Origin of the sequence: Microcystis sp. BLCC-F210, assembly GCF_042134685.1 — a bacterium.
GTDB classification, from domain to species: Bacteria; Cyanobacteriota; Cyanobacteriia; order Cyanobacteriales; family Microcystaceae; genus Microcystis; species Microcystis aeruginosa_D.
The window spans coordinates 4,513,937-4,539,926 of record NZ_CP169647.1 but is presented as its reverse complement, the minus strand read 5'-3'; the positions used below and the strand labels follow the sequence as shown (position 1 = coordinate 4,539,926).

Sequence of the window (25,990 nt, the reverse complement as noted above, 5' to 3'; positions counted from 1 at the left end):
CACTCACTATTAACCATTCACGATGACCACGAATCCCTTTCCCTATAATCAAACTCTACAAGCTTTTACCCCGACCCAGGGAAATTATGCAGATAATACTTTTGTCATTTCTGCTAGTTCTAACGGCATTGGTGCAGGACAAATTCAACCAACAGCAACTTCTGGTAGTTCTATAAATTACCAATCTTCCTTTCTTTACAATATTTTAGCCCAAGGAAGTCGCACAACTGCCCTGGCTTTTATCCTGAATAATTCGGGAGTCAATCAAACGCCTCCTTATTATTTTCTCCTGGGTAGTGAAATCGGCTACTTGTGGCTTTATTCCTTTACTCCCGCCGCTGATGTCAGTAATTTCAGTGATAGTAATATTGCTGAAGTAGAAAAAATTGACTCGGTTCCGTTTGACAGTAGCATCGCCTCAATCTTGTATTATTCGCCACTAAGTTTACTATTTATTGCTGGTCAAAATGGTAATCTTTATACCTATAATGTCGGCTGGAATAATCAAGGTCAACCAGTTTTTTCCTATCAAGGAGCTAATAAAAATTACACCAATCCTAACAATCTGACAATTTCTCTGTCCTTGGTTAATTTAGCTCCCAATCAACCTAGTTTAATTGTTACTGGATTAACCTTTACTGAGCAACAAACAACAACAAATGGCAGTTTTGTGTTTGCTATTAGTAGCGAAAATAATGGCATTCTTGCTAATGGCACATTAATTCCTGGAACAACTAATAGTGTCGCAACAGTAGTCGATAATAATGCTCAACTCATTTACACTGCTACCCAAAATACCCTGGTTGCCAATGCTTTTAGTAATCTCCAAAGTGCTGGTAATGTTATTTGGACACCCACCGATCAGATTCTTTTATCTCTCCACGGTTCGGCTAATCCTAATAACGTAGATAATCCGCAATTTTCCCAGGGATCTTTATTTATCGGAACCTGTAGCAACACAGCCAATATTACCAATACAACAGTGGGTAGCATTTACACATATAATCCGGCTTCAGGGATAGTTTCTCCTTGGCAAAATCAAGTTGTATTGGGACCTCCTTATGCTCTCTATGCTGATCAAAACTTGCATCTTTTAGTCAATTGCGGTCTAACGGGACTGTATTACTATTCGATTGTTTATACCGAAATGGCTCCCAGTTCAGCAGAATTAATTCCTAACACTGCGATAACGACGGCAGACAGCAATCTTACTACATTTATTTCCGTCGCTAAACTTCTTTTTCAACTCTATCAACAGCATGAAGAAAATAGTTCTTCTGTTCCTGTTTCCTCCTCTTAAAGTGTTATAGCAATTCTATTTGATTTGTAAAATATGAACTACACTCGACCCACCTAAGGCTGAGGTCGCACTTTCTGTCGCTTCTTCAAAAAAAAACCAGCCGTAGGAATAATACTAAATCCGTTGAGTACAGGCAGAGGCTAGTTATGACTCATTGTTCGCTTAATTTTTTAGGGGAAGGGTTTTAAAGTTGCTCTTACCTTTATCCTGTATGCTTTTTAGCGAGTAAGGTAAGTAGAACATTGCTGAGAGTGCGATCGCCAATTGGCTCGCTCAAACCCCAATCAATTCGTTAACCTCAAAATGGCCTTTTTGTACTAATAAATATTCGCATAAAACGCTCAATGCTTTTGCTAGACCGCATTTGAGACAATTTATCAAATTTTCAGTTCGAGAAATGAGCGAACGGTGAGTCCTGACAACTGACAACTGATGTTTACTTTTCCTCTTGTCTTCTTGCTGCTAATTGGTCTAAAATTTCGGCATGAACTTGGCGAGTAATTGGATAAAAATAGGCAAGAATTAAGCTAATGATCAGGAAAAATGCTGGTAAGGGGGCAATTGCTAGGCGAATTGCCATTAAAGCACTATCTGGCTGCAGGGGAATTGCTTCTCCTGGGATTCTCGGTTTAAAACCCGATGTTTCCAGAGCAATACCGACAAAAAATAACCCCAAAGCTAAACCGATTTTTTGCAGAAGTACCATGAAAGCATAAAAAATACCTTCTCGACGTTTTCCTGTTTCTAATTCGTCTAATTCAATCACATCAGGAACCATTGACCAAGGAATTAAATAGGCCACAGATACGCCAAATCCTGCCAAAACCGCCAAAGCATACATTAAAGTTATTTGTCCCGGTTGGAGCAAAAATAAACCGATTTGGGCAATAATCCAGAATGTCATTCCTAAAAAATATACTATCTTTTTATCTAATTTCTGACTAACTGCTTGCCAGAAAAATAACATCACTAAAGCTGTTCCCTGTACTGCTAAAGCGACTAAACCTGATTCTGCTTCCGATAGTCTCATGTAGCTGACGACGTAGTAAACCAAAATCGAGGCAGTTAATTGTACTCCTAACCAAGCACAAAGATAGATACCAATAACGTATAAAAAGGGACGATTACCAAAAACTATTTTTAATTGTTCTTTCAGGGGAATAGTTTTGGTATTATTAGCCGCTTCTCTCTGTTGAATTGCTGCGCTATCCTTGAGATGATTTTCAGTTTTTCCATAGTAAAAGGTTAACCCCGAAACTATCCCTTGTATTCCTAATAAAATTGTGGAAATAGCGATAAAGTCTCTGGAATTAACCCCAATTTTTCCTAGTCCATAGACCAAGAAAAGCGCACCGACAACTATAAAAGTAATTGCCAAAACTTTTTTCTGGGGAGAATTGAGAATTGCTTTTGCTCCTCGTTCTTGTAAAACTAAGGCGCACCAAATAACTGCTAAAATCGACATTAAAGCACAAACTACACCTAACAATAAAAAAGCTTGATGGAGATTATTGGCATAGGAAGATGAGACGAGAATATAGAGAATTAATGAGAGAATGCTGCCCCCGATGGAAAAGGCAAAACGAAAACTATTTAAGCGGGTTCTCTCATTATAGTCATGGGTCAATTCAGGAGTGAGTGCCTGGTAGGGAAGATTGACTACTGTATAGGTTAAATTAAAGATAATGCCAATAAAAATATAATACAAAAATAGCCATAATTGGTTATTAGTCGGAATTAACCACAGTAAAAAATAGCTAATTCCGAAGGGAATTGACCCCAATAACATCCATGGTAAGCGACGACCCCAAATAGTACGAGTTCGATCGCTCCACATTCCAATAATCGGATCGTTAATAGCATCAAAAATTCTCACAACCATCAGCACACTACCAGCTAATCCTGCTGGTAATCCTGCCACATCAGTGAGGAAAAATAGCAGGTAAAATACCGAGATATTAGCAGTGATAGCCGGTCCCAAATCGCCAGCACCATAGGCAATTTTTGTGGTTAAATTCAGTTTTTCAGCAGTCAAATGAGCCATAAAAGCAATTACAGAGATTAAAATAAGCTTAACCGTTCTGGGGACATTTGTAACCTTTGCCAGAGCGGTTGAGGAACTTTAATTTTTTTTATCTCTAGTAATTCCTGAAAATATCTAGCATAAAAAGAGAAAGATTCCTCAATGACAGATGACACAAGGGACAAATAAATGGCTTTATCTTTGGTATCCTGGAAAACCCTAACTATTTCCCCGTTCTTGACTTTCTATCTATGACCTCAGCGGCATCATCAGCTAAACTGACTAATATCAGTTATTTGAGCTATCAGCATCGGAATTCCCCTGATTCTGGGGGTTAAACTCCAGAAGAGCCACCAGATTATTCTTTTTCGCAATGTTAGCGGTTAGGATCTGTTACTTGGGAAACGATCAAAATAGATCAAGCAAGTTTGATAGTACAGACAAGAGATCAGGGAAAATTTTTTCGCCAAATCCAAAACTTTTTGACACTGACGTTCTATGATGCCTCATATCTTCCTATTTTTAGAGATTTTTTCCCAAGAAGGCGGCATTCAATCCTACATTAAGGATGTCCTGCAAGCTTATCTCACTTTGCCCGATTCCGACGCAGCCGAGGTTTTTTTGCTGCGGGATGCCCCTGATTGTCCTAATCCTTTCAAAAATCAAGATATTACCTTTCATTACCTGAAAAATAACTCAGCCACTCTCGGACGCATCCAATTAGCCCTTAAGTTTTTAGTTTCTCTCCTCCAAAAACGTCCCCAACGGGTTTTTTGTGGTCATATAAATTTAGCTCCCCTCACCCATTTTTACTGTCAAGCTTTAGACATACCCTACACCGTCCTCACCTACGGGAAAGAAGTCTGGGAACCTTTACCAAATTCCCAAAAACAGGCCCTGCAAGCGGCCGAATCGATCTGGACAATTAGCCATTATAGTCGCGATCTTATGTGTGAGGCTAACGCTATTGATCCCAAAAAAGTAGCAATTCTCCCCTGTGTGGTGGATGAGGAAAAGTTTAATTTAGGCGAAAAGTCCTTGACATTAATCAAGAAATATGATATTGAAAATGCCAAAGTTTTATTAACAGTGGCTCGATTGTGGTCGGGGGATATCTATAAAGGGGTAGATGTAACCATTCGCGCTCTGCCGACAATTTTAGAGACTTATCCCGAAGTAAAATATCTAGTCATTGGACGAGGGGACGACTATCCAAGGTTAGAAGCTTTAACCAAGCAGTTAGGAGTCGATAAACAAGTAATTTTCGCCGGTTTTGTCCCCACGGAGGAATTAACCGACCATTATCGTCTCGCCGATGCTTACGTTATGCCTTCCCGGGAAGGATTCGGGATTGTTTACCTAGAAGCGATGGCCTGCGGTGTTCCCGTGATTTCTGGAGATGAGGACGGTTCAGCAGAGCCGCTGCAGGATGGTTTGGTGGGGTGGCGCGTTCCCCATCGAGATGCCGAAAAGGTGGCTAAAGCTTGTCTGGAAATTTTGCAAGGTCAGGATCAACGTTGTCACCCCCAATGGTTACGTCAACAAACTGTGACTAAATTCGGCAAAAAGACTTTGCAAGCAAAATTACGGCAGTTAATCTAATCCCTTGTTACTGATGATAACCCGCCTTATCCCTATTGTGGATTGTTTCATTTTTGTGCGGGGGATACAGAATACTTTTTTGGGCGCAAAGACTTTGTTAAAATCCTATTTCAGCACCCAAACCCATCATTTCATCCCCCGAGCTGCGTCGAGAAGCGGTGAATCTTTGGTAAGTAGTCGTGCAAAATTAATTTCCTAGTAAAGATAGGCAAAAGGCAAGAGGCAAAAGGCAAGAGGGGGTTAGATATGTGTAATTAATTTTGCTTAGGTACTTAGTTTTTGCCAGCTTAGTTCCTAGCATTGTGCGAGCTTATTCTGATATTCTCATTTTGATTGGTGTTCCTCTATTGGTAAAAGTCCATATATCTCGTTTGTGTTGGGGACCATAGCTGATATGAATTGGGCGATTCATTTCATAAAAATAGAGGGAATCAAAGGGCAATTTTTGGGCTAAAATCCAATTTATCAGGCGATCGCTAGTTAAATCGATAATCCGAAAATCACAGGCTGCCCCCAATCGCTGACAATAATATCGACCTTTTTGATTAATTTCGTGGGCGCAATGTTGATCGCAACTTGGCTCAATTCTACCGTTTTTTAAGCCAGTGATTGGGTCTTTTTTTTGTAGTAATTTTCTCAGATCATTGGAGCAAAATCCATAGGTTAGTTGGAATTTTTCTCGACCAAAATTATCAATAATTGGGTCGATAATAAAGTGAGCAAGATTTTTCAAAGCGGTTATGGTTTCAGGATTTTTCGGATAGGGATCGATTTGTGCCGCATACTTTTGATAAGTTCGCGAACAGGTACATAATTCCTCTAGAGTTAAATATTTACCAATTAACATAATCAGTTATTTTACCTAGTATTAAGAAATTCTCTGGTTTTAACTTGTCAAATACTATTTGATACTGCTCCTTAATTGTTCTTACTATCTCAGATTTTAGGAGAGAGTTTTTGTACCTTTAAGTACCTAAGCAAAATTAATTACACATATCTAACCCCCTCTTGCCTTTTGCCGTTCGGCTGAGCTCACGGCCGAAGCCTCTTGCCTTTTGCCTATCTTTACTAGGAAATTAATTTTGCACGACTACTTAATAGATTTTTGAGCTTTTTGATTGTTTCACTTTTTTGGAAGCAATTCTCTGAGGATTTTTATTTATTTTTTCTTGAATCAGTTGATGCTACTTTATCTTACATTTTCAAGTGCGGATTGTCGATTTAACCTATTGGGTAACTTCTTGAGCAGAAATCAACTAATTGTTATTTAGACGACCAGCGTTCTTGAATTTTATTAATCGCCCAGCTTAAAATCGCCCCCGCAATTAAAATACTAATAGCAGGATTGAATAGGGGCAGCCAAAGACGCTGAAAAAGTTTAAATCCTAGGGAAATCCCCGTGGATTCACCGATAACAGCCACGGCAAACCAAAGAAAACCCCCTATCACTAAAAACACATCAAATATTAAGATTCTATTCAACCACTTGACAAATTGCTCTTTCATTGCAGCAAAAACTCGGATTATTTAACAGTTTATTCACGAAAAATTATACCACTGTCACTTTAGTCCCAAGCTCTCCAGAGCCAAGCTAGTCCGGCAGTAATAATTAAAACTCTAGTTAACCAATCTCCCCAGCGCACATATAAAGTCCTCGTATCCCGTCGATAAATTGTTTCGCTATGAATTTGATATTTATCCAGATCCGATAACCAAAGCTGATTACCGTGGGGATCAACAAAAGCAGAATAACCCGTATTGGTGGCCCGGGCCATCCATCGATCGGTTTCGATCGCTCGCATGGTATCCTGAGCATGGTGTTGAGCGGGCATGGAGTGGCTATAATGGGCGTTATTAGAAGCAGTAATGATAAATTCGCCTCCCCTAGCAGTTTGACGGCGAAAATGTTCGGAAAAAGCCGATTCGTAACAAATGCCCACAATTATTTTACCGAAAGGACTGTCAATAATTTGATCGGGATCTCCCGGGATTAAATGCGCTTGCAAGGGAGAAAGGCGATCGACAATTCCGCCCAAAATTTCCTGAAAAGGAACGTATTCGCCTAAAGGCACGAGAATTACCTTATCATACCGACTAATCACCCGTCCCTCGCCATCAATAGTCAAGAGACTATTGTTATAACCCTTATCCATCTTGCCAAATGCACCCAACCAGATCGGCGTTTTTTTGGCTAAAATTGCCGAATAAATCGAGCTATTATTGACTAAGTTCTCCCAATAATAGGGTAAGGCGGTTTCAGGAGTTAAGACGGCATCTACTCCTTGATCGGCGAGAATTTGATAACCAGAGGTGTAACCTTCGATCGCCTTTTGAAATCCTAGGGGCGAAAGTTTAATTGTGTTGGGAATATTGCCCTGAATTACGCCAATTTTTATCCCTAAATCCCTTGACTTTTCGATCGGTTTATGGTATGTATTCCATCCCCAGAGATGGAGGCTAAAACAAATGAGGAGGGGTAAAGAGAGAAAAGCGAGATTTTGCCGCGATTGACGGATTAGGAGCAAGCTTTCGGCGATTAAACCGTTAACTGCCACAATTGCCGCCGTTACCGTCGTAAAACCCGATAATTTGCCCAATTGCAGAATCAATAAATTATGGGGACTTTGACTATAAGCAAGGGTAGTCCACCAGAGAGGAGATTGACTCCAGAGACATTCTAACCCACACCAGAGAGCAGTGCCGATGAAAACTCGTAGGAGGGCATCCCGAAAAGATGACTGATTAACACTTTTGTTGACATAAAACATAACTAACGTCCAAGTTAGCACGATCGCCGTTCCCCAAAAAGTGATAAACAACCAACAAAACAGAGCAATTAACAAACTCGCTAACCAGGGGACACCCATCCACGTCATCGGGTGAATTCCCGTAATCCAGAATAAAGCGAGACCATGGTAGGCAAAACCCCAGCCAAAACCGTATAAAAGCTGTTTTTTTAGGGATTTTTCCGCTAATCTCACAATAATCCACAGGGGGACAAGAGAAATCCAAGCTAGTAACCACCAAGAAACTGGCGCTACTGTTAACCCCATCCCCACACCGGCCAAAATTGCCCAGAGAAAACGTACCATCTTTCACTCAAGTCAGGTTAAACTCGTCTGAACCTACTAGATCTCAGAGTAGCTAGAGGGAAGACAAAAAACAAGAGAGACACAGAAGTTTTGGCTACATCTACAATAGAGCAGTTAACGAGTCAAAAAAGCCCTTCCAGGGGATGCTATGGCAAGCTATAGACTCAGACAAACAGGGAGACAAGGAATGTCACCCTCACCCTGAAAACCTAAACTCGGACTGAATAAGTGATTGAATACATGGATAATTTTAACCCCAAAATAGCTACTCTGGCTCTTGTCTTGAATGTTGAGGAAAATCTTGAAGATATTTTTTGGAAAATAGCTAGTACAAGCGCTCATCAATTGCGAGCGCGGCGATGTTCAATTATGTTAAGCTCTCCAGAGGAATTAAAAGGAGAAATTACCGATTATCTAGAAGTTTTTGCCCATTATGATGATCCATCACCTTTAGACGCTCAAGAAATAATTAAACTCGATCAAGTTATTGCCGATACTGTAGCGACTACAGGAAAACCTTTACTAATTAAGGATATCACTCGATCGCCATTTGCCAGTGCAGCCCGTTATCCCAAAAAATCAAATAGTAATAGTTTTATCTCCGCACCGATTATCCTCAATCAGCAGGTAATTGGAGTAATTAATCTCAGTTTTCCCCTAGACAAAAAACATTTTGAACCATTAGATTTAGAAATCTTGCAGTTATTCGCTCAACAGGCAGCCCAATCCCTGCAAATTTTTCATTTGCAAGGGATGTTAAAATCTCGTTTTGTGGCTATGGCAGTGACTAGAGAAATAGCAGAAATTCAGTCCGAACATTCGATCGCTGTCCATCCTTATCCCCCGAAATTAGCCAAAATTGTCGCTAAGGCTTTTTTTAAAGAATTAACTCAGGCCGGTTTTGGAACCCATGAAGTTATTGAGATTGCCAATGAGGTTTTGAATTTACTACAAAAGACTCTGAATAAACATAAAAATCGTCTGGAAGGAAAAGATTGAGCTATAATCAAGGGTTAAAATCGACTAACTTGAACCTCCAATGCTGTGCTGAGAAGCAATTGAGATAGTTAACAGCTTAATTTACTGATTGCCGCTGCCGTCCTGTCTTCCTAATTCATAGACACCAGAGGCAACACAGGCAAGAATACCGACACTAATCGGCCAACTTTTTCCTAAACTAATCTCAATTAACCAATCGGAGAAACCGCCGAAAATGAGAAAGGGAATAATACTAAAGATAGAGGCATAAAAAGCATTTTGGGATTCTCTGGCAATGCGAGTTTTTTCAAACTCCTCTAGGGAAGTATAGAGGAAACGCTCGGCAAAATTAAACCAGCGATAGAAAATTTCTATAAACCAATTTCGTACCCCAGCTAACCCCAAATATAATGCTAAAGACCAGAGACAGCTACCAGCAATAAAGGCCGGAGAAATATTGATAGTGAAGGGCAGAAAGTCGATTACCATAAATGAGAGCCACAGAAGTGGTAAATTTGAGCGAACGGCTTGATCGATTTTAACAAGTCTTGACCTTTGCACCAAAGAGATGAAAATTCTTCAGATTGTTCCTTCGATTTCCCTTGTTTACGGTGGTCCGAGTCAAATGGTACTCGGTTTGTCAGCAGCCTTAGCACAACTGGGCCAAGAGGTGACTATTATTACCACCGATTCCAATGGTGACACGGGACAAGCACCCCTAGATGTACCTTTAGGGGTCCCTGTTAGTCAAAATGGCTATCAAATCTATTATTTTCGCTGTTCTCCCTTTCGGCGCTATAAATTTTCCCTTGATCTGTTTACTTGGTTGGCTAATAGGGCAAAAGATTACGATATCGCCCATATTCATGCCTTATTCTCCCCAGTGAGCAGTATATCGGCTTCGATCGCTCGTTACCATCAACTGCCCTATATTCTCCGTCCCCTAGGCACCCTCGATCCGGCAGATTTGCAAAAAAAACGGCAACTTAAACAAATATATGCCAATTTTCTCGAAAAACCCAATTTAGCGGCGGCAGCCGCAGTTCATTTCACCAGTGAGCAGGAGTGTCAAACTGCCGAAAGATTTAATATAAAAACTAAGGATATTGTCATCCCCCTAGGGGTAGATTTTTTTAACTCACAAGCTTTACCAGTAACGGGTTTTGATCTTCCCGAAAATAAACCGATCATTCTCTATATGTCCCGTCTTGATCCGAAAAAAGGTCTAGATTTATTGCTGCCCAGTTTAGAAAGATTGTTAGAAAAGGGTCTAGATTTTCATTTTGTCTTAGCAGGAGGCAATCCCCAGAACCAGGAGTACGAAAATCAGATTAAAAATCAGATCGAGCGGTCAATATTGAGCAAAAATACGACAATTACTGGATTTGTTACCGGAGAAGTCAAAAATAGCCTCCTCGCTAGGGCCGATTTATTTGTTTTACCTTCCTACTATGAAAATTTTGGCATTGCGGTTGCCGAAGCTATGGCTGCCGGAATTCCTGTGGTGATCTCGGACCGGGTGGATCTGCATCCTGCGGTGGCAGCTGCAGCAGCGGGATGGGTGACAGCTTGTCAGCTTGAGGATTTAACTAATGCTTTAGCAACGGCCATCACTAATCCTGAAATTCGCCAACAAAGGGGGAAAAATGCCAAGGATTTAGTCTTAAATCAATATAGTTGGTCAGCGATCGCTGAACAGCTGTTAACTGTCTATCAAGATTTAGTCTGCGCTATCGATCGGCCCCTACCCGATCGAAGTCACAGACGGATTAAAATTTAGGCCATCAGGATAACCAGCACTAAAAATGCCAGTAGGGTTAAACCTGATTGCAGAAAGACGGGAAGCGCAAAAGAATTCATAACAGTAGCTCACTTTTCTAGGGATGGCTCTAGTTCCAATATACGCTTTCATCTCCGCTAATTCCTCATATTTCCGTCCCCAATGTCATCATCTCATCATTTATTCATCCCATAGGAGAATTTGAGGTAAATTGCAGCCCATTTAAACTGGATAGGGAGCATTTTAATACAAATGTACGAACTTAGTCACTCCTCATCCTGTTCACTTAAGTTTCAGGGTCGTGATTATAATTAGGGAATGATAGAAATTCTTAGGCAATAGGATCACATCAGTGTTGATAAATCATCTTTTCTTCGGCGCTTTCCTACCCCTTGATACTCTCCTGTCCACCCAGGGGATTATGGTTATGCTTCTGGCCGCTTATGCCTTAGCCATGTGGATGTTTCTAACTAGCGCCCCAAAAGTTCATACAATCATGGTGACAGATTTGGAGACAGCCCGACAATTTTATGAAGGACTTTTAAATTTACCCACGGCCGATGTCCCCCTCCATTACTATTACAATTACGAGCAGACGATGGGTAATAATATAATTGACCCATTTTATATGTCTAGTAATCCGGCTGTGACTGCTGCTCATACTTCTTTGGGAGATCAACCCCAGGGTTTATGGTATCAGTTGAAGAAAAATACCCAACTGCACATCGTTGGTGGAGCAACCGCAGGTTATAAGGATCGTCATCGTCACGTTTGTTTTGATCACGATTGTTTAGAACAAATTCTGCTGCGGGTGGAATCACGACGCTTAAAGTATAAAGTTCGTCGCAATAAACCTTTAAATTTTTTGGTCAAAGATAATGCTGATCGGGTGATTGAAATGGCCGAAGTCTCGAATTAGTGAACGGTAATTAGGTTGGGGGCAACTATAACGGTAAATAACTAAACTTATGAATGATCAACTGCTCACAATCGTTTTAATTTCTTTAGGGGTAGGTATTGGTTTGGCTATTCTACTCCTAATTTTAGTCAAGTTAAGACGCTACAACCAACAGGTAAATAGTATCGTCGATCATCACTCTCTCATCGGTTTAATCGGAGTTGTTCAAATCCCCTTCGATAAAAATAGCAAGGGAAAAGTACGAGTTAATGTCGGGGATAGTCTAATCGATATAGTCGCGATAACGGAAGGGGAAGAACAATTTAATGTCGGGGATCAAGCGTTTATTCTCAATTTACAGGACAATAAAGTTTTAGTCATTGCGGAAAAGTACATCAGAGGCGATTTGTAATTTCTTCTAAACCAAAGGGTAACTAACTATGAATAGTCAAAATAATTCCTATCTCATCCAAATCAACGCCAACCAATACGACAACAATAATAACAACAGTGCTGGTAATTTATTGTTAAATAGCGTTCCCATTGCTTTATTGATATTTTTTGGGATCGGTGTGATTTGGTTTATCAATTCTTTTTTGTGTATTTGTAAACCCAATGAAGTAGTAATCCTGAGTGGGATGAAACGCAAATCAAAAGATAGACAGGATGTGGGGTATCGAGTCGTATCGGGGGGTCGGGCGATTCGTATTCCAATTTTAGAAACCGTTAAACGCATGGATGTCACCACAACCCCGATCAGAATTGAGATTAAAAATGCCTATTCCAAGGGCAATATTCCCCTGAATATAGTGGCCATTGCTAACGTGAAAGTTAGTTCTAAATCTGAAATAGTCGGCAATGCGATCGAACGTTTTTTAGACCGAGATCGAGAAGAAATTATTCGCGTAGCTAAAGAAACTTTAGAAGGAAACCTGCGGGGTGTAGTCGCAACAATGACCCCCGAACAAGTGAACGAAGATCGCCTAAAATTTGCCGAAAGTATTACCAGTAACGTCAGTCAAGACCTGTTTAAACTCGGTTTAGAAATTGATACTCTCAAAATTCAAAATGTTGCCGATGACGTGGATTATCTTAACTCCCTCGGACGGGAAAGAATCGCTTTAGTCATGCGTGATGCTGAAATTGCTGAATCAAATGCCCTCAATGAAGCTGAACAAATAGTCGCGGAATGTGAGGAACAGGCAACCGTGGCTAAAACCCGCGATCAAATTATCATTCTAGAGCAAGAAAACGAGTTGAGAAAGTTAAAGGCAAAACTGGAACAACAGGCAAAATCGGAAGAAGAAATAACTATTGCTGCCGCTAATGAAAAACGTGCTATAGTTGAGGAAAAATTGCAACAGGTTAGGGCAGAATTGGAAAGATTACGTCTCCAAGCAGATCAAGTTTTACCCGCAGAAGCGCAACAAGAGGCCGAAACTTTCCGCGCTAGAGGAGAAGCGGCAATTTTTGAAGAAAATGCTAAAGCTGAAGCTTTGGTTAATGAATTATTTGCAGAAGTCTGGAAAAATACCGGCAGTGAAGCAGAAGCAATTTTCTTGATTCAACAGTTAGAAACTATCCTAGAAGAAGCGATTAAAATTCCTAAACGCTTACACCTCGATCGAGTTAATATCGTTGACAATGGTGATGGTAAATCCCTCGCTACCCTGATCAAAGTTTATCCCGAAATCCTCAACCAATTCCTCGCCAGTGTCCATCAAACCCTCGGTATTGATGTAGTGGGAACTCTCACCAATAAAATCGAAAAATAGCAGTCAGAAAATATACTAAGCTGTCGGGGAATTTACATTTCCCGACAGCTGCTTCTCTCCGGGGATAATAGAATGGCTTTTCGGAGCTAGGAAATTGTCCAATATGTGACGATTTTGAATTAAAACCAAAGTTGCGATCACTAACAGAAAATAACCAAAACCTTTTTGTAACTGTTTCGCAGACACAAACTGTCCCAGATAGGAACCGATAAGAGTACCGAGGGCAGCCGCAAAAGCAAAGGATAGAGTTAGTCGCCAATCCACGCTAATATGACCTAAATAGCCCAGCAATCCAGCTACAGAATTGAGGGCAATAATCAGGAGCGAAGTAGCGATCGCCTGCACCATGGGGATTTTACCCAATAATACCAGCGCAGGAACGATAGCGAAGCCTCCCCCAACCCCAACTAATCCCGTCAGCACACCCACAGCGATTCCTTCGGTCATTAACCAGAGCCAGCAATATCGGCAGACTGGTTGCGGGTAAAGAGTCAGATCTTTTTGTCGATCGTGGGCCTTATCATCAGGATTATCTATCTGTGTTGATCTACCAATCATAAAGGCTGCCGCTAGGAGCATTAGTGTCGCAAACAGGAGCATCTGGAAGGTGGCAGTGACAAAGGGTAACGTAGCTAATCTTGCTCCCAAAAAAGCCCCTACCATCGTCGCAGAACCGAAGATAAAAGCAGTTTTTAAGTTAATGTTGCCTTTTTTCCAGTGGGGAATCGTGCCGAGTAAACTGACACTACCAATGACTAGAAGCGTCATAGCGATCGCCGATTTGGTCGGTACTCCCATCACATAGACTAGAATCGGTAATGCTAGTACAGAACCTCCTCCTCCTAACAATCCCAGACTAATCCCCGTACAAACGGCTAATAAATGTCCAATTAACCAAGTCATTTCAGTTATCAGTTATTTTAGCTATCGGTGGTCAGAAGGCAGGAGATAGGGTTTTAGGGAGTTGGGGTGTTACGGTGTTACGGTGTTACGGTGTTGGGGTTTTAGTTGAAATTTCCCCACTTCCCAATTCATAATTTATAATTCATAATTTATAATTCCCACACCCCACACCCAACCCCCTATTTCCCCCGATGGGGTTGATTATAGGGAAGTTTAGCTAGAAGCATAGCTAAAGCACAGGTATTACTAATCCCCGCAAAAACCAGACCAGAACCGACAAAACCGCTTAAAATCAGGAACCAAGGCGAGAGAAAAGCTCCTAATACCGTTCCGAGGACAACTAGGGAACCAGCGACGATCTGCACCTGACGAAATAGGCTAATTGGCGCATTTTGGTCTTTTTCGGTGGTATAACCCGCACTTTTCCAAGTATTTAAGCCGTTTTTAAGCTGGGCAACTTGGCTAAATCCTGCCGCAATCAGTTTTTGTGCCGCTACAGTGGACCTGTTGCCAGAATTACAGTAGAGAACTAGGGTTTGATCGGGGTCAAAAGCGATCGAATCGGGGTTAAAACTGGAAAGTGGTACTAATTTCGCCCCTGGAATGCGATCGCTGGCGTACTCCCCCGCTTCTCGCACGTCGATCAAGCAAACTTCTCGACGCTCAATTAAGTTTTTTAAAGTATGGGCATCAAATTCTAGTAATTTTGCTTGATTTGTGGTATTAGTCATCGTTAATCTCCTGAATGGATATTTAAGCTAAAACAACTCCTAAATTGCCGCAGCCTTGGTTAGCGGGAACCGCCTCCATGATCTTTTTGGGATCTGGTAAATTAAGACTGCTCATAAACTCGATAAATTGTCTGCGATTACGTCCGACAAAACGGGGATTGTATTGTTTTTCTTCGGCAATAGTGGAGACAGTTAAACCGCGATAGTCGTGGCCAGGATAAACTAGGGTACTATCGGGGAGACTGAAAAGTTTTTGCGTGACCGAATCAAAGAGAGTACCAGCATCGCCGCTTTGGAAGTCGGTACGACCACAACCTCGGATGAATAGGGCATCTCCTGTCAAAATATGACTGTTATTGACTAAATAGGCTAGATGACTATCGGTGTGGCCAGGAGTAGCGATCGCTTTGATGGTGATATTTCCTAGTAACAATTCCTCTCCATCCGTCAGATGGCGATCGGCACAGGCTACTTGAGCATTTTCAGGAACTATACCCAAACAGCCTGTGATTTGCCTTAATTTTCCAGTTCCTGTGACGTGATCGGCGTGAATATGGGTTTCTAAACAGTATTTTAGCGTTAATCCTAGCTCCCGTAATTGCCGATCATCCCTTTCCACCTGTTCCCGTACTGGGTCCACCAATACCGCTTCCTTGCTGATGGGATCGGCAATCAAATAAGTATAAGTGCTGGTTTCGGGATCGAACATCTGACGGAATAGCATGATCTTTGACTCCCTTTGTATAGCTTTATAACTATACTACCATATAATTATAATTTGTGGGAAACCTTTAGCAGGATTAATTTTGGGACCCTATCTCACCGTCGAGTCAAGAGGCAAAAATACAAATAAAGCGAGAACTGTCGCTTTTGCAGTTCCCGCTCTATTATTGTTGTATTGTTGGAGTATCTAACCCCCAAATATTGAGTTAAATTAGTACAAATCTTCTTCTTTGTGGGTGACAATCACACAGTCAGAAGTAGGATAGGCGACACAGGTGAGGACATAACCCGCTTCAATTTGATCGGCATCTAAAAAGGATTGTTCAGACTGATCAACGCTACCAGATTCGATTTTACCAGCGCAAGCAGAACAAGCACCAGCACGGCAAGAAAAAGGTAGATCCAATCCTTTTTCTTCGGCTACATCGAGAATATATTCATTATCTGGAACATCAATTGTATGGTCGCCATCGGGTGTTTTCAGAGTGACTTTATAAGTGGTTGTCTTTGTTTTCTTTGCCATAGGTTGTTCCTGAGTCTCAAAATCCCTTGAGTTTCCCTTTTGATACTACGGGAAAATTTACCCGACTCAACTTACCATTAGTAATGACAGCCTTAAATAAACTTAAAATAATATTTACTTATCTCTTGGGTAATTAAGTAGTCGTGCAAAATTAATTTCCTAGTAAAGATAGGCAAAAGGCAAGAGGCAAAAGGCAAGAGGGGGTTAGATATGTGTAATTAATTTTGCTTAGGTACTTAAGTAGTCGGATAACATTAAATTTGTTTAACTATCAGCTAGAAAAGGTAAAAGGCAAAAGTTGGGAGTGGGTGAGATGCAGAAGAAAAAAGCTTAATCCCGCAAAAAAGCGAGGGGATAACTCATATTCTCAGCAAATCCCAAGATGCCTCTATCTCGATGCTCATAGAGTAAATTTCCTTGATTATCAAATAAAAAAGTCCCTCCCCGTTGGGTTAGATAACTACCATCCGGGATATATGTTGACCAATTGCCCAAAACTTGACCCATATTACGCAGTCTCAGGGTGGCTAATTCAAAAGGTCGCTGAAAACCTTGACCCCCGGCAAGATTGAATAGGGAACCCCGGAAAGCTGGTAAAGGCCGCGCTTGTATTGTTTCCTCCTCAGCAATTAATTGGGGGGCTTTGCGATCGCCACGATAACCCCGCAGCACTTCGGCCAGAGTCCCCGGACTACCCACACCCGCACACATCAAAATTAGATTTAACCAGGCATTTTGTCCAGAAGAAAACCCTGGTAATTTGACCGATAAACCCCGATACAGTCCTAATAAATTGTGTAATTCGGCTTTCGGATCAACAAACAGCCAATCTTGCCGAAATTTCGTATATTCAGCGAATTTTAAGCCTGAATTGCGATCGCCGATACCGATAGCACGAATGGTGATCCCAGCATTTTGCCAAAGGGCCGCCTCTTTTTCTAACCACCAAGCGTATTCGAGACTGTCAAAATCCCCCAATTGCGGCCAAACAAGAATTAAAAGACGTTTATAGTCGGCACAATCGCTTAAAATTGGCACTATTTGCCCATCGCTGACCCTTTGGCGTTGAATTGTTGAAAATGTTTCATATATGCTGCTCATAGATAAATTTCTCCTAATAAAACCTCTTCTTTTGCTCCCGTGACTTTCGGTAAATTACCGGGGAAATCGTGCCAGCGCCAATAGGCCAAAAGGGCAAAAGCGATCGCTTCTTTAAAATCGCTATTTAATCCTACCTCATCAGTGGTCAAAAGCTTGACATTTGTCCCCAAATGTGCTAGGAGTCTTTGGCGCAGGTAGGCATTGCGAGCGCCACCTCCACAGAGAAGCACCTCCGCAGGCATTTCCGGCAAAAAGGTTTGATAGCTGTGGGCGATCGAAAGGGCGGTTAAATCGGTTAAACTGGCCAACCAGTCGGCATCACTGAGGGAATAAGCTTGGGCATCCTCGCGCAATTGGGCTAGATAGGCGGGGCTAAATAACTCTCTGCCAGTGGATTTAGGGGGATATTGTTGAAAATAAGGCTCCTGTAGCCATTTATGAACTAATTCGGGGCAGGGTTGACCCTGGGCCGACCATTGACCGTTATGGTCGTAGGTTTGTTGGCCTTGGCTCAAAAATTGTACGGCCAAATCGATGAGGACGTTGCCGGGGCCGGTATCCCAACCGAAAATTTTTTGCTGCCAATTTTCCCTTTGTCGGGGGGGTAGATAGGTTAAATTGCCAATACCGCCGATATTTTGGACGCAGCGGGTTTTGGTGGGGTGAGAAAGCAAATAAGCGTCAATTTTCGGCACTAGGGGCGCACCGTGACCAGCTTGGGCGATATCGGCAGCGCGAAAATTACTAATGGTGGGAATACGGGTAATTTTTGCGATCGCTGCTCCCCGTCCTAATTGTACCGTGTAACCGAGGCGATCGTTTTTGGGGGGTCGATGAAAAACGGTTTGACCGTGACTGCCGATTAATTGGGCTTTTGTGGCTTCTTTTTGGATATTTAAGGCGGCTTGGGCAAATTCTGCGGCGATATCATCATCTAAGCTGGCTAAAGCTTCAATAGATAGCTTTTCTCCCCCACAGACTTGCAAAATTGTCTCTCGTAATCGGGAAGAATAGGGATAGGTTTCCCCTGCTAATAACTGCACCTGTGGAGATTCCACTGTACCGCTAATCTCCACTAAAGCGGTATCGATGCCATCCACCGATGTGCCACTGATTAAACCGATAACTAACAAGTTTTTTGCCTCAACTGTCGATTGTTGATTATTTTATCCCCCTCCGACAATAGTAACAATTTCTAATTTATCCCCCTCCTTGATTTCCGTGTTTTGCCAATACTGACGATGGAGGATTTCCCCGTTATATTCCACTGCCACTAACCGAGGATTCATGCCCAAATTTTCTAGCATTTGCGGTAGTTTAGTTGCGGGTAAACAGGTTTGAGTTTTGCCGTTGATTTGCAAGGTTATTTCTGACATGGATTTGGATATGAACAAATGAATTAATCGGAGCAGACAGTATTCAGGAGACAGGAGGCAGTATTCAGGAGACAGGAGAAGGGAGACAGTATTCAGGAGATAGGAGACAGCTTTTTTCTCCCCACACCCCACACCCTACTTCATAATTCATAATTCATAATTCATAATTCCCCTCCCCACACCCCCACTTCATAATTCATAATTCATAATTCATAATTCCTACTTTAATTGGGTTAATAATTGTTGTGTCACCACATCGGGGTGCTGCGCTTCCATGATGGCCCGGACTACAGCCACCCGTTGCGCTCCTGCCTCTAAAACCTCTTTAATGTTATTACTATCAATACCACCGATCCCAAACCAGGGTAAAGGGCAATTTTCCCGCGCATAACGGACGTATTCCAATCCTGCGGGGGTTTTCCCCGCTTTCGTGGGGGTGGCATAAACTGGCCCGACTCCCACATAATCGGCCTTTTCTTGGATTGCGTTGGCCATCTCTTGGGGATTAGTGGTGGACTTGCCGATAATTGCCGCCGGGCCGAGAAATTGCCGCGCGAGGGAAATCGGTAGATCCTGTTGACCGAGATGAACACCATCGGCATGAACGGCCCTAGCAATATCGACGCGATCGTTCATAATAAATAAAGCATCGTAACGGTGGCATAACTCACACAGTTTAGCGGCCTCTTCTAAACGAATGGTATCAACGGCGGTTTTATGGCGGTACTGCACCAATTTTAACCCTCCTTTTAGGGCTAATTCAACGATTTCTAACAGATTTTCGGCGGGAGAAGTGACTAGATAGAGAGGAGATGCTTTTAGTTTTTCCAGAGGTGGAGAGATTAAAAGTTTACTCTCTAGCTGATAAACCCGATAGCGCAGCTGTTTACAGGCTATCCCTAGCTCTAGATCATAGAGTTTACCGTATTCTTCTAAAACCCGAAAAGCCTCCTGTACGCGAGCGAGATTGGCCTGCAGCAGTCCCTCGACAGTCTCCCGGATTTCTTCCCTGGGATGGCTTAAATCCCTGCCGATATCGCCAGCTGTGTCCCGATGTCGTTTAAGATCGATCGAGTGCCAACTAGCCAACTGATGGCGCATTTCCTTACATTCTTGGGCTAAATCGGGATTATCTAAGCCAAAACGACACCATTCTTCGATAATTCGCAGTCCTTCTCTAGCGCGGTCCAGGTTAGCATCGAGAATCCGTTTAATCGCCGTGGTTTCTAGTTTCATTTGCCGTAAATCTGGGGTTATTGTAGCCGTTAGCCGTCAGCTAAAATATTACTATTCTTGGCCTCTGTTGAGGGAACAGTAGAGTCGGCATCAGACGGCTAACAAAAAGGGGTTGATTGAGGAGAATGACTAGGATTTTCAAGAGACTGCACAAACCCAAAATAAAATTATGAGAAAAGCGACTAACAGTTCTGAAATTTAGAATTGCTGATTTAGTCCAGTGATATTGGACAGGATCAGGAACCGCGTGTTAAACTGCCCCGATAAGATGATGTCACGCTAAAAACCCTTCACTATATAATTCCATGGTAATACAATCGGTCAGTTTAACAGTTAAGGACTATAAGTCTAATATTCCCGTGGCCATCTTGTGTGGTGGTAAAGGAACTAGGCTGCGGGAAGAAACCGAATTTCGACCTAAACCGATGATTGCCATCGGAAATCGGCCAATTATTTGGCATGTCATGAAAACTTATGCCCACTATGGCTTAACTGACTTTATGCTCTGTCTAGGGTATAAAGGGGAAATGATTCGGGACTATTTCTTTAGCTATGATTGGAATCAAAGTGATGTCCTCTTAGAGTTGGGCAATAAAAAAGTGACCAAACTCGATAGTGGACACGAGGAGGAAGACTGGCGTATTTGGTTAATTGATACGGGACAGGAAAGCATGACGGGAGGCCGTCTTAAACGTCTCACCCCTTATATAGACCAAAGCGGAAGTGATATCTTTCTAGCTACCTATGGGGATGGGGTTTGTGATGTGAATATTGCGGATCTGTTGGATTTCCATTACTCCCATGGGAAATTAGCCACTATGACAGCGGTTCGTCCTTCTTCTCGCTTTGGCGAGTTAATCATTGAGGGTAATTTAGTCACTCAATTCCAAGAAAAGCCCCAAACGGCTGAGGGATGGATTAATGGCGGCTATTTTGTCTTAAATCGCAAGGTTTTGGATTTAATTGAGGGAGATGCTACGACTTTTGAAGCACAGCCCCTCAGAACTCTAGCGGCTTTAGGAGAACTCACCGTCTATAAGCATGAAGGGTTTTGGCAGTGCATGGATACTTATCGAGAAATGGAAATGCTCAATCACCTTTATGACACTGGACAAGCTAGATGGAAGATATGGTAGAGGAAGCATTTTGGTCGGGCAAAAAGACTGGCTTTAAGGAGTCCTGACTGGCTTTTTGGGTACTCCATTTAGGGGTGGCGGTAAAAGGCCTCAGTTTAGCTTCCAATACTACTCCCCACTTTATTTAACCAATTAGACTTAGCTCAAAACCTGAGTCATCATATAGGGGATATTCGAGAGGCTGAGTTAGTGGCCCGTTTAATCGCCTCATGGCAACCGAATGTAATCTTTCATTTAGCGGCGCAATGATCGTCTTATACTGAACTCAAGTAATTGACAGATAATCAATCCTTTAATAGCAGGAGGCACAAAGTGGACATAGTAAATTCAATACATCTCCAGATTAGGAAAATGCTCAAAAAGCCATCAAAAATTGATGGCAGATTTTTGGTAGTTGCCGCACTCTTAGGATATTTTGGGTTATTGTATGTAGCTAATTTTTTTGTTCCCTATCACAAGTTTTGGAGGAAACTAGGGGTTCCTGCGGTTAAAAACCCTTTTATAGATCTTGGGGCGATATTAGGTGCTTTTGATTGTGATCGATTGACAGGCGAAGTTTCCCTAGCAAATAATTCCGGCTCTACCGAACCTGTCATGTAAAACTATTAACAACTTATGCTTGTAAAGCTTGTATAGTAAAGCTTTGAGTTTTTGTTAGATTGATATTTATCAACTTTAGAGCATTGCTGGACAGAGAGGGAGCTTGGGGAATTTTCTACATTGTAAGTTCGGAAGAACCATAATTCCTGCTTCACTCAAATAGCTTATCCTAGTAGTTGGTCTTCATTAACTTGGCTGGGTTTAGAGCAGCGTAATACTATATTTTTAGGAGTTTTATTTGCTTTAATCTTTTATGTGATAACTTTAATTATCATTGGCAGATTAAATTATCAAGAAGCTATAGTTTATGCCCTAATTTTATGCTCACCACCAGTAATGCTTTTAGTCGAACGTGGCAACGTAGATATTGTTATCTATTCTTGGCTGGGTGTCGGACTAATAATAATTAAGAACAGCCGAGCATTAATTTTTAGGTTGTGTGCCTATTTGTTAATATTTTTTTGGGGAATTGTTAAACTATTTCCAATTTTCGGTCTGGCAGTAATTATTAAAGAAAAAAGAAATCTATTTCTGTTCTTGGCGGCTATTTTTACCACTGCCTTTATTACTTATTTTCTCGCTAGTATGGGGGAGATGAAAGCTATTTCAAGCTTTCATGATGGGAGGATTTGGTATAGTTTTGGCTATAAAGTCCTCTTTAGTGCAGTCCAATATATTCTATCAAAGCTTACTAGCGGCGAAACTGATATTAAAAATACGATTCCGATCAGACATATGATATATATAATTATGATTTTATTTACTATGTTAATCTTAACCAGAGTTTTATTGTCGAAATTTAAAATTTTTAAAGAATGGCTTAGTTCGGATTTTGTCTCAACCGATTCGGACAAATCTTTAGATAAAAGTCAATATATTGATTATTTCCGTCTTGCGGCAGCAATTCATTTAGGAAATTTTCTTGTTATTGGTATGCTTTATGATTATAAATTAACTTTTCTAATCTTTGCCCTTCCTCAAATTTTGGATTGGATTAAGGAAGAAAATCAATTGAGCTTACCTTCCAGTATGGCTTTAGTCGCTATGGTGGCAACGTTTTACGCAAGTCCATTCTTATATCCTTGGTTAGTTGATGAAATGATCAATTGGCTCTTAGCTGCCAATTTATTATACATGGCAATTCTCTCTATGCCTGAATGGCTAAAATTTTTAGTCCATAAGAGATTATCTGGCAAATTTTCTGGATAAAAGTTTAACCACAGCCTAATATCATTTTTCAAAAGTGATGACAGACTTAGTTGATTATTCCAAAGCGCAATTCCGCTCTCGGACAGGAATTGCGCTTTTAGATGTTAGTCACGACTATTGAAAATTGGTATAATATATAGCAAAACCAAATGAATTGTAAAAGCTCCTCATCCCTAACCCCTCTCTCACTCCAGAGAGCGGAGAGGAATTGTGTTTAAGAATCATTGAGACTGGCTACGTTAAATACTTCCTGAGACTTTTGACTGACAACTAAAATGCCTTTTTGTCAGGCTGTCCCAGCATAAGTGAGTAGCAATTTGACAGCTTTCAAAGCTGGAGTGCGGTGGAATTAATATTGATATTCCCCTGTCAGTTTTCTGACCAGTTTCCACAGAAAACGATTCCAAGGTTTTCTGTACAAGTACCGACTACTGGCTGTAGGTTGTCTAATTTTAAAATCAGTATTGCTGATATCATAGACCTTTGCCAGGTCTTTCAGAGTGAACTCAATAGGGGTTTTATCAACTGACCGCTCAAGAACTTCAACATTGTTTTCAAGAATATCATCCTTTTTTTTCAACAATGAATATGGCTTCTTGACGTGTCGATTAAACAAAAACACTGCTTCTGTTGGTTCGTAATGCTGCGGCTTTTTAATTTTACTATGACCACCGCTGCGGGCATTCTTAACTCGAATGTCAGTAAAACACATTTGCTTCAGGGGAAAGGTTTGATAACAAACCCACTGAAGATACCAATCCGTCCGATGTGCCCCATGATAAATCGCTGGTAAGATGACATCAGCATAACTTTGGGAGAGGATTTGAGATTCTGCATCATATCCGCTAATGGGAAAGCATTTTCTGGAGATTAACTCTTCATAAGAAGCTTTAATCGGCAGAAATGCCCACTGTTTAGGATCATAAAAAGTTGCAGCAATGGGATGATATTCGTCGAGTAATTCTTTGATCTTTTTAGGAATATCTACCCCTTCATCAGCAACAAAGGTAACATCATCATCGATAAAAATGTAGTATTCATAATCTTTGGGAACTTCCCTATATAGCAAGCTCCTGCCCTCACTCCAAGTCACTCCTTTCGCAGTAATGAAAGCATTGGGGTCATCTTCCGTTGCCCAATTAAGTCGATAAAAGTCACTAAATTCAGTAGTAAATAGTTCTCGTTTTTCTATAGTGCAAGGCTCATTAATTAGTTGGCCCTGTTCTAAAATACAGAAGGTTTTTTTACTCATTTACAAATTAGATAAAGTTCAGTACGAGTTCAAATTTTAGCTTAATATAGCGTTTCCTAAGCTAGTGAGGTACACATATTTTTCTTCCCTTTTGCCTTTTGCCTAAAACCCATAACTTTTGTACCTCAGCAGACTGAAAAACGCTATATTAAAATCCCTGCCACCTGGGCATAGCTGTATGTTTACACCAAATTCAAGTCATATACAATAAGTATAAATACTTAATTGATTTTCCCTTGAATCACGAGGCATCGAAAATCAAGAACGACTCTCCCCGCTCAGAAGTTCCCTGCTGCTCTTTTGTCTCAGCTAACCATTCTAGATGCCTAACAGCTTAACCAATTGACATCCTCGGTCAAGTTCCTGTATAGTAGCTCCCAAAGATTTAGGGTGATGGCTTTGAGCCTTCACAAAGACTCTTTTCGGCGATTACTTGCACAAAGCCGTTGAAATTAACTGAAAACCCACTATAGCGAGGCTATTTGACTTGTGAACAATAATAGCTCCCCTCTCCCCCTGGGATGAGCTTGATGGGTTTTGGCAGTGTAGGGATACTTACCGAGAAATGGAAATGCTCAATCACCTTTATGACACTGGACAAGCTAGATGGAAAATATGGTAAAGGAAGCATTTTGGCCGGGCAAAAAGGTCTTTATTACTGGTCATACTGGCTTTAAGGGGTCTTGGCTGGGGTTTTGGTTACTCCATCTAGGAGCAGAGGTAAAAGGCCTCAGTTTAGCTCCCAATACCACCCCCGCCTTATTCGACCAATTAGACTTAGCTAAAAATTTGAGTCACCATATAGGGGATATTCGAGAGGCTGAGTTAGTGGCTCGTTTAATCGCTTCGTGGCAACCGGATGTAGTCTTTCATTTAGCGGCACAACCCTTAGTGCGACTTTCTTATCTGGAGTCGGTGGAAACGTGGAACACAAATGTTATGGGGACTATTCACGTTTTAGAGGCCCTCAAAAGCCTGACTCATCCCTGTGCCGCCGTGTTTATCACTAGCGATAAGTGCTATGAGAATCGGGAATGGGTCTATGGTTATCGGGAAAATGACCCACTGGGGGGTTATGATCCCTATAGTTCTAGCAAAGCTGGTGCGGAATTAGCGATCGCATCTTGGCGAAATTCCTTCTTTAAAACCCCTCAAACCCCCATCGGCATTGCGAGCGCCAGGGCAGGAAATGTCATCGGTGGCGGAGATTGGTCTCTAGATCGGATTGTACCTGATGCCATGCGGGCTTTGATCAAGTCCGAACCGATTCCGGTGCGGAACCCTCTAGCGACTCGCCCTTGGCAGCACGTTTTAGAGCCTTTAGGTGGCTATTTACGGTTAGCTGAGTCGATTTATGAGCAGTTGATGACGGCTAATTGGCAGCAAGACAGCCGGGGGTTATATGGGGCGTTTAATTTCGGTCCGTCTCTGACTTCTAATCGCCCAGTTAAAGAGTTAGTTGAGTCTATCCTACAACTTTGGCCGGGGACTTGGCTCGATCAAAGTGATCCGAAGGCTGTTCATGAGGCTAAATTGCTTAATCTAGTCACAGATAAGGCTTTTCATACCCTAAAATGGCAACCCGTTTGGGATTTTCGGCAAACCCTCAAGGAAACCGTGACATGGTATTATCAAGCGGCGCAAATGGACTCTGAAGATAAAGCACAATTCCAAGAACTTACCCGCCAACAAATCGAATATTATCAAAGTTGTTTGAGCGATTAGCGAACTCAAGGCTCATAATAGTGCAAA

26 protein-coding genes are annotated in these 25,990 nt (G+C 41.6%); 11 read left to right on the top strand and 15 right to left on the bottom strand.

Features of this window, described 5'->3' with window-relative positions:
• Nucleotides 1-22: 22 nt before the first annotated feature.
• On the top strand, nucleotides 23-1,300 hold the full coding sequence (locus tag ACE3JL_RS22080) for a hypothetical protein (protein ID WP_375328402.1): 1,278 nt from the start codon (nucleotides 23-25) through the stop codon (nucleotides 1,298-1,300).
• A gap of 436 nt (nucleotides 1,301-1,736) precedes the next feature.
• Here ACE3JL_RS22080 and ACE3JL_RS22075 read toward each other — a convergent pair whose 3' ends face one another.
• Both ACE3JL_RS22075 and ACE3JL_RS22070 read right to left on the bottom strand, forming a co-directional pair.
• Nucleotides 1,737-3,344, bottom strand: a complete 1,608-nt coding sequence (locus ACE3JL_RS22075) for an MFS transporter (RefSeq protein ID WP_271992060.1) — start codon at nucleotides 3,342-3,344, stop codon at nucleotides 1,737-1,739.
• A 17-nt stretch (nucleotides 3,345-3,361) separates the two neighbouring features.
• Nucleotides 3,362-3,499 (bottom strand): hypothetical protein, encoded by a 138-nt coding sequence (locus tag ACE3JL_RS22070; RefSeq protein WP_375328401.1) that lies wholly within the window; start codon nucleotides 3,497-3,499, stop codon nucleotides 3,362-3,364.
• 322 nt (nucleotides 3,500-3,821) lie between these two features.
• Here ACE3JL_RS22070 and ACE3JL_RS22065 point away from each other — a divergent pair, with 322 nt between their 5' ends.
• On the top strand, nucleotides 3,822-4,925 hold the full coding sequence (locus ACE3JL_RS22065; protein WP_375328400.1) for a glycosyltransferase family 4 protein: 1,104 nt from the start codon (nucleotides 3,822-3,824) through the stop codon (nucleotides 4,923-4,925).
• Nucleotides 4,926-5,235: 310 nt separating this feature from the next.
• On the opposite strand, the gene ACE3JL_RS22060 is transcribed toward ACE3JL_RS22065, so the two are convergent.
• From ACE3JL_RS22060 to lnt, 3 genes are all read right to left on the bottom strand, one after another.
• Nucleotides 5,236-5,772, bottom strand: a complete 537-nt coding sequence (locus ACE3JL_RS22060; RefSeq protein ID WP_271992056.1) for a hypothetical protein — start codon at nucleotides 5,770-5,772, stop codon at nucleotides 5,236-5,238.
• Between the two features lie 416 nt (nucleotides 5,773-6,188).
• Nucleotides 6,189-6,431: a hypothetical protein gene (locus ACE3JL_RS22055; RefSeq protein ID WP_150978183.1), complete on the bottom strand. Its 243-nt coding sequence runs from the start codon at nucleotides 6,429-6,431 to the stop codon at nucleotides 6,189-6,191.
• A gap of 59 nt (nucleotides 6,432-6,490) precedes the next feature.
• Nucleotides 6,491-8,017 (bottom strand): apolipoprotein N-acyltransferase, encoded by a 1,527-nt coding sequence (gene lnt / locus ACE3JL_RS22050; RefSeq protein ID WP_375328399.1) that lies wholly within the window; start codon nucleotides 8,015-8,017, stop codon nucleotides 6,491-6,493.
• A gap of 240 nt (nucleotides 8,018-8,257) precedes the next feature.
• Between lnt and ACE3JL_RS22045 the strand changes: the two genes are divergently transcribed.
• Nucleotides 8,258-9,016 carry a GAF domain-containing protein gene (locus ACE3JL_RS22045; RefSeq protein WP_271992052.1) on the top strand — a complete coding sequence of 253 codons (759 nt, stop codon included), beginning with the start codon at nucleotides 8,258-8,260 and terminating at the stop codon, nucleotides 9,014-9,016.
• 81 nt (nucleotides 9,017-9,097) lie between these two features.
• Here ACE3JL_RS22045 and ACE3JL_RS22040 read toward each other — a convergent pair whose 3' ends face one another.
• Nucleotides 9,098-9,484 carry a hypothetical protein gene (locus ACE3JL_RS22040; RefSeq protein ID WP_271992049.1) on the bottom strand — a complete coding sequence of 129 codons (387 nt, stop codon included), beginning with the start codon at nucleotides 9,482-9,484 and terminating at the stop codon, nucleotides 9,098-9,100.
• A 79-nt stretch (nucleotides 9,485-9,563) separates the two neighbouring features.
• Here ACE3JL_RS22040 and hpsP point away from each other — a divergent pair, with 79 nt between their 5' ends.
• From hpsP to ACE3JL_RS22020, 4 genes are all read left to right on the top strand, one after another.
• The gene (hpsP, locus tag ACE3JL_RS22035) at nucleotides 9,564-10,775 is read left to right on the top strand and encodes a hormogonium polysaccharide biosynthesis glycosyltransferase HpsP (protein WP_375328398.1); all 1,212 of its coding nucleotides are present in this window, start codon (nucleotides 9,564-9,566) and stop codon (nucleotides 10,773-10,775) included.
• Nucleotides 10,776-11,127: 352 nt separating this feature from the next.
• Entirely contained in the window at nucleotides 11,128-11,694 is a 567-nt protein-coding gene (locus ACE3JL_RS22030; protein WP_271992046.1) for a glyoxalase-like domain protein, read from the top strand.
• Between the two features lie 49 nt (nucleotides 11,695-11,743).
• Nucleotides 11,744-12,085, top strand: a complete 342-nt coding sequence (locus ACE3JL_RS22025; protein WP_271992045.1) for a hypothetical protein — start codon at nucleotides 11,744-11,746, stop codon at nucleotides 12,083-12,085.
• A 28-nt stretch (nucleotides 12,086-12,113) separates the two neighbouring features.
• Complete coding sequence (locus ACE3JL_RS22020) at nucleotides 12,114-13,448, top strand: flotillin family protein (RefSeq protein ID WP_375328397.1); 1,335 nt, start codon at nucleotides 12,114-12,116, stop codon at nucleotides 13,446-13,448.
• A 15-nt stretch (nucleotides 13,449-13,463) separates the two neighbouring features.
• On the opposite strand, the gene ACE3JL_RS22015 is transcribed toward ACE3JL_RS22020, so the two are convergent.
• The 8 genes from ACE3JL_RS22015 to ACE3JL_RS21980 form a co-directional block, all read right to left on the bottom strand.
• Nucleotides 13,464-14,351, bottom strand: coding sequence for a sulfite exporter TauE/SafE family protein (locus ACE3JL_RS22015; protein ID WP_375328396.1), 888 nt, complete (start codon nucleotides 14,349-14,351; stop codon nucleotides 13,464-13,466).
• Between the two features lie 179 nt (nucleotides 14,352-14,530).
• Nucleotides 14,531-15,082 carry a rhodanese-like domain-containing protein gene (locus ACE3JL_RS22010; RefSeq protein ID WP_150978177.1) on the bottom strand — a complete coding sequence of 184 codons (552 nt, stop codon included), beginning with the start codon at nucleotides 15,080-15,082 and terminating at the stop codon, nucleotides 14,531-14,533.
• 22 nt (nucleotides 15,083-15,104) lie between these two features.
• Nucleotides 15,105-15,806, bottom strand: coding sequence for an MBL fold metallo-hydrolase (locus ACE3JL_RS22005; protein ID WP_375328395.1), 702 nt, complete (start codon nucleotides 15,804-15,806; stop codon nucleotides 15,105-15,107).
• Nucleotides 15,807-16,016: 210 nt separating this feature from the next.
• On the bottom strand, nucleotides 16,017-16,328 hold the full coding sequence (locus ACE3JL_RS22000) for a ferredoxin (protein ID WP_271992038.1): 312 nt from the start codon (nucleotides 16,326-16,328) through the stop codon (nucleotides 16,017-16,019).
• 330 nt (nucleotides 16,329-16,658) lie between these two features.
• Nucleotides 16,659-17,429 carry a peroxiredoxin-like family protein gene (locus tag ACE3JL_RS21995; RefSeq protein ID WP_375328394.1) on the bottom strand — a complete coding sequence of 257 codons (771 nt, stop codon included), beginning with the start codon at nucleotides 17,427-17,429 and terminating at the stop codon, nucleotides 16,659-16,661.
• Entirely contained in the window at nucleotides 17,426-18,562 is a 1,137-nt protein-coding gene (locus ACE3JL_RS21990; RefSeq protein WP_375328393.1) for an anhydro-N-acetylmuramic acid kinase, read from the bottom strand. Before ACE3JL_RS21990 ends, ACE3JL_RS21995 begins: the two co-directional genes overlap by 4 nt.
• 33 nt (nucleotides 18,563-18,595) lie before the next feature.
• Nucleotides 18,596-18,805, bottom strand: coding sequence for a sulfur carrier protein ThiS (thiS, locus tag ACE3JL_RS21985; protein WP_150978172.1), 210 nt, complete (start codon nucleotides 18,803-18,805; stop codon nucleotides 18,596-18,598).
• A gap of 219 nt (nucleotides 18,806-19,024) precedes the next feature.
• The gene (locus tag ACE3JL_RS21980) at nucleotides 19,025-20,041 is read right to left on the bottom strand and encodes a thiamine phosphate synthase (protein ID WP_375328392.1); all 1,017 of its coding nucleotides are present in this window, start codon (nucleotides 20,039-20,041) and stop codon (nucleotides 19,025-19,027) included.
• 305 nt (nucleotides 20,042-20,346) lie between these two features.
• On the opposite strand from ACE3JL_RS21980, the gene rfbF reads away from it, so the two are divergent.
• The 3 genes from rfbF (at nucleotide 20,347) to ACE3JL_RS21965 (ending at nucleotide 22,986) form a co-directional block, all read left to right on the top strand.
• Nucleotides 20,347-21,177: a glucose-1-phosphate cytidylyltransferase gene (gene rfbF / locus ACE3JL_RS21975; protein WP_375328391.1), complete on the top strand. Its 831-nt coding sequence runs from the start codon at nucleotides 20,347-20,349 to the stop codon at nucleotides 21,175-21,177.
• A gap of 351 nt (nucleotides 21,178-21,528) precedes the next feature.
• Entirely contained in the window at nucleotides 21,529-21,777 is a 249-nt protein-coding gene (locus ACE3JL_RS21970; protein ID WP_375328390.1) for a hypothetical protein, read from the top strand.
• A gap of 255 nt (nucleotides 21,778-22,032) precedes the next feature.
• Nucleotides 22,033-22,986: a hypothetical protein gene (locus ACE3JL_RS21965; protein ID WP_375328389.1), complete on the top strand. Its 954-nt coding sequence runs from the start codon at nucleotides 22,033-22,035 to the stop codon at nucleotides 22,984-22,986.
• A 349-nt stretch (nucleotides 22,987-23,335) separates the two neighbouring features.
• Here the strand turns inward: ACE3JL_RS21965 and ACE3JL_RS21960 are convergent, their stop codons facing one another.
• Nucleotides 23,336-24,238, bottom strand: a complete 903-nt coding sequence (locus ACE3JL_RS21960) for a hypothetical protein (protein ID WP_375328388.1) — start codon at nucleotides 24,236-24,238, stop codon at nucleotides 23,336-23,338.
• Between the two features lie 606 nt (nucleotides 24,239-24,844).
• On the opposite strand from ACE3JL_RS21960, the gene rfbG reads away from it, so the two are divergent.
• The gene (gene rfbG / locus ACE3JL_RS21955; RefSeq protein WP_375328386.1) at nucleotides 24,845-25,963 is read left to right on the top strand and encodes a CDP-glucose 4,6-dehydratase; all 1,119 of its coding nucleotides are present in this window, start codon (nucleotides 24,845-24,847) and stop codon (nucleotides 25,961-25,963) included.
• Nucleotides 25,964-25,990: the final 27 nt, after the last annotated feature.

Excerpts from the sequence above, each read along its gene's own strand:
- ACE3JL_RS22080 (WP_375328402.1), top strand. The coding sequence starts at position 23 with ATGACCACGAATCCCTTTCCCTATAATCAAACTCTACAAGCTTTTACC.
- ACE3JL_RS22075 (WP_271992060.1), bottom strand. The coding sequence starts at position 3,344 with ATGGCTCATTTGACTGCTGAAAAACTGAATTTAACCACAAAAATTGCC.
- ACE3JL_RS22065 (WP_375328400.1), top strand. The coding sequence starts at position 3,822 with ATGATGCCTCATATCTTCCTATTTTTAGAGATTTTTTCCCAAGAAGGC.
- ACE3JL_RS22060 (WP_271992056.1), bottom strand. The coding sequence starts at position 5,772 with ATGTTAATTGGTAAATATTTAACTCTAGAGGAATTATGTACCTGTTCG.
- ACE3JL_RS22055 (WP_150978183.1), bottom strand. The coding sequence starts at position 6,431 with ATGAAAGAGCAATTTGTCAAGTGGTTGAATAGAATCTTAATATTTGAT.
- lnt (WP_375328399.1), bottom strand. The coding sequence starts at position 8,017 with ATGGTACGTTTTCTCTGGGCAATTTTGGCCGGTGTGGGGATGGGGTTA.
- ACE3JL_RS22045 (WP_271992052.1), top strand. The coding sequence starts at position 8,258 with ATGGATAATTTTAACCCCAAAATAGCTACTCTGGCTCTTGTCTTGAAT.
- ACE3JL_RS22040 (WP_271992049.1), bottom strand. The coding sequence starts at position 9,484 with ATGGTAATCGACTTTCTGCCCTTCACTATCAATATTTCTCCGGCCTTT.
- hpsP (WP_375328398.1), top strand. The coding sequence starts at position 9,564 with ATGAAAATTCTTCAGATTGTTCCTTCGATTTCCCTTGTTTACGGTGGT.
- ACE3JL_RS22025 (WP_271992045.1), top strand. The coding sequence starts at position 11,744 with ATGAATGATCAACTGCTCACAATCGTTTTAATTTCTTTAGGGGTAGGT.
- ACE3JL_RS22020 (WP_375328397.1), top strand. The coding sequence starts at position 12,114 with ATGAATAGTCAAAATAATTCCTATCTCATCCAAATCAACGCCAACCAA.
- ACE3JL_RS22015 (WP_375328396.1), bottom strand. The coding sequence starts at position 14,351 with ATGACTTGGTTAATTGGACATTTATTAGCCGTTTGTACGGGGATTAGT.
- ACE3JL_RS22010 (WP_150978177.1), bottom strand. The coding sequence starts at position 15,082 with ATGACTAATACCACAAATCAAGCAAAATTACTAGAATTTGATGCCCAT.
- ACE3JL_RS22005 (WP_375328395.1), bottom strand. The coding sequence starts at position 15,806 with ATGCTATTCCGTCAGATGTTCGATCCCGAAACCAGCACTTATACTTAT.
- ACE3JL_RS22000 (WP_271992038.1), bottom strand. The coding sequence starts at position 16,328 with ATGGCAAAGAAAACAAAGACAACCACTTATAAAGTCACTCTGAAAACA.
- ACE3JL_RS21995 (WP_375328394.1), bottom strand. The coding sequence starts at position 17,429 with ATGAGCAGCATATATGAAACATTTTCAACAATTCAACGCCAAAGGGTC.
- thiS (WP_150978172.1), bottom strand. The coding sequence starts at position 18,805 with ATGTCAGAAATAACCTTGCAAATCAACGGCAAAACTCAAACCTGTTTA.
- ACE3JL_RS21980 (WP_375328392.1), bottom strand. The coding sequence starts at position 20,041 with ATGAAACTAGAAACCACGGCGATTAAACGGATTCTCGATGCTAACCTG.
- rfbF (WP_375328391.1), top strand. The coding sequence starts at position 20,347 with ATGGTAATACAATCGGTCAGTTTAACAGTTAAGGACTATAAGTCTAAT.
- ACE3JL_RS21970 (WP_375328390.1), top strand. The coding sequence starts at position 21,529 with ATGCTCAAAAAGCCATCAAAAATTGATGGCAGATTTTTGGTAGTTGCC.
- ACE3JL_RS21960 (WP_375328388.1), bottom strand. The coding sequence starts at position 24,238 with ATGAGTAAAAAAACCTTCTGTATTTTAGAACAGGGCCAACTAATTAAT.
- rfbG (WP_375328386.1), top strand. The coding sequence starts at position 24,845 with ATGGAAAATATGGTAAAGGAAGCATTTTGGCCGGGCAAAAAGGTCTTT.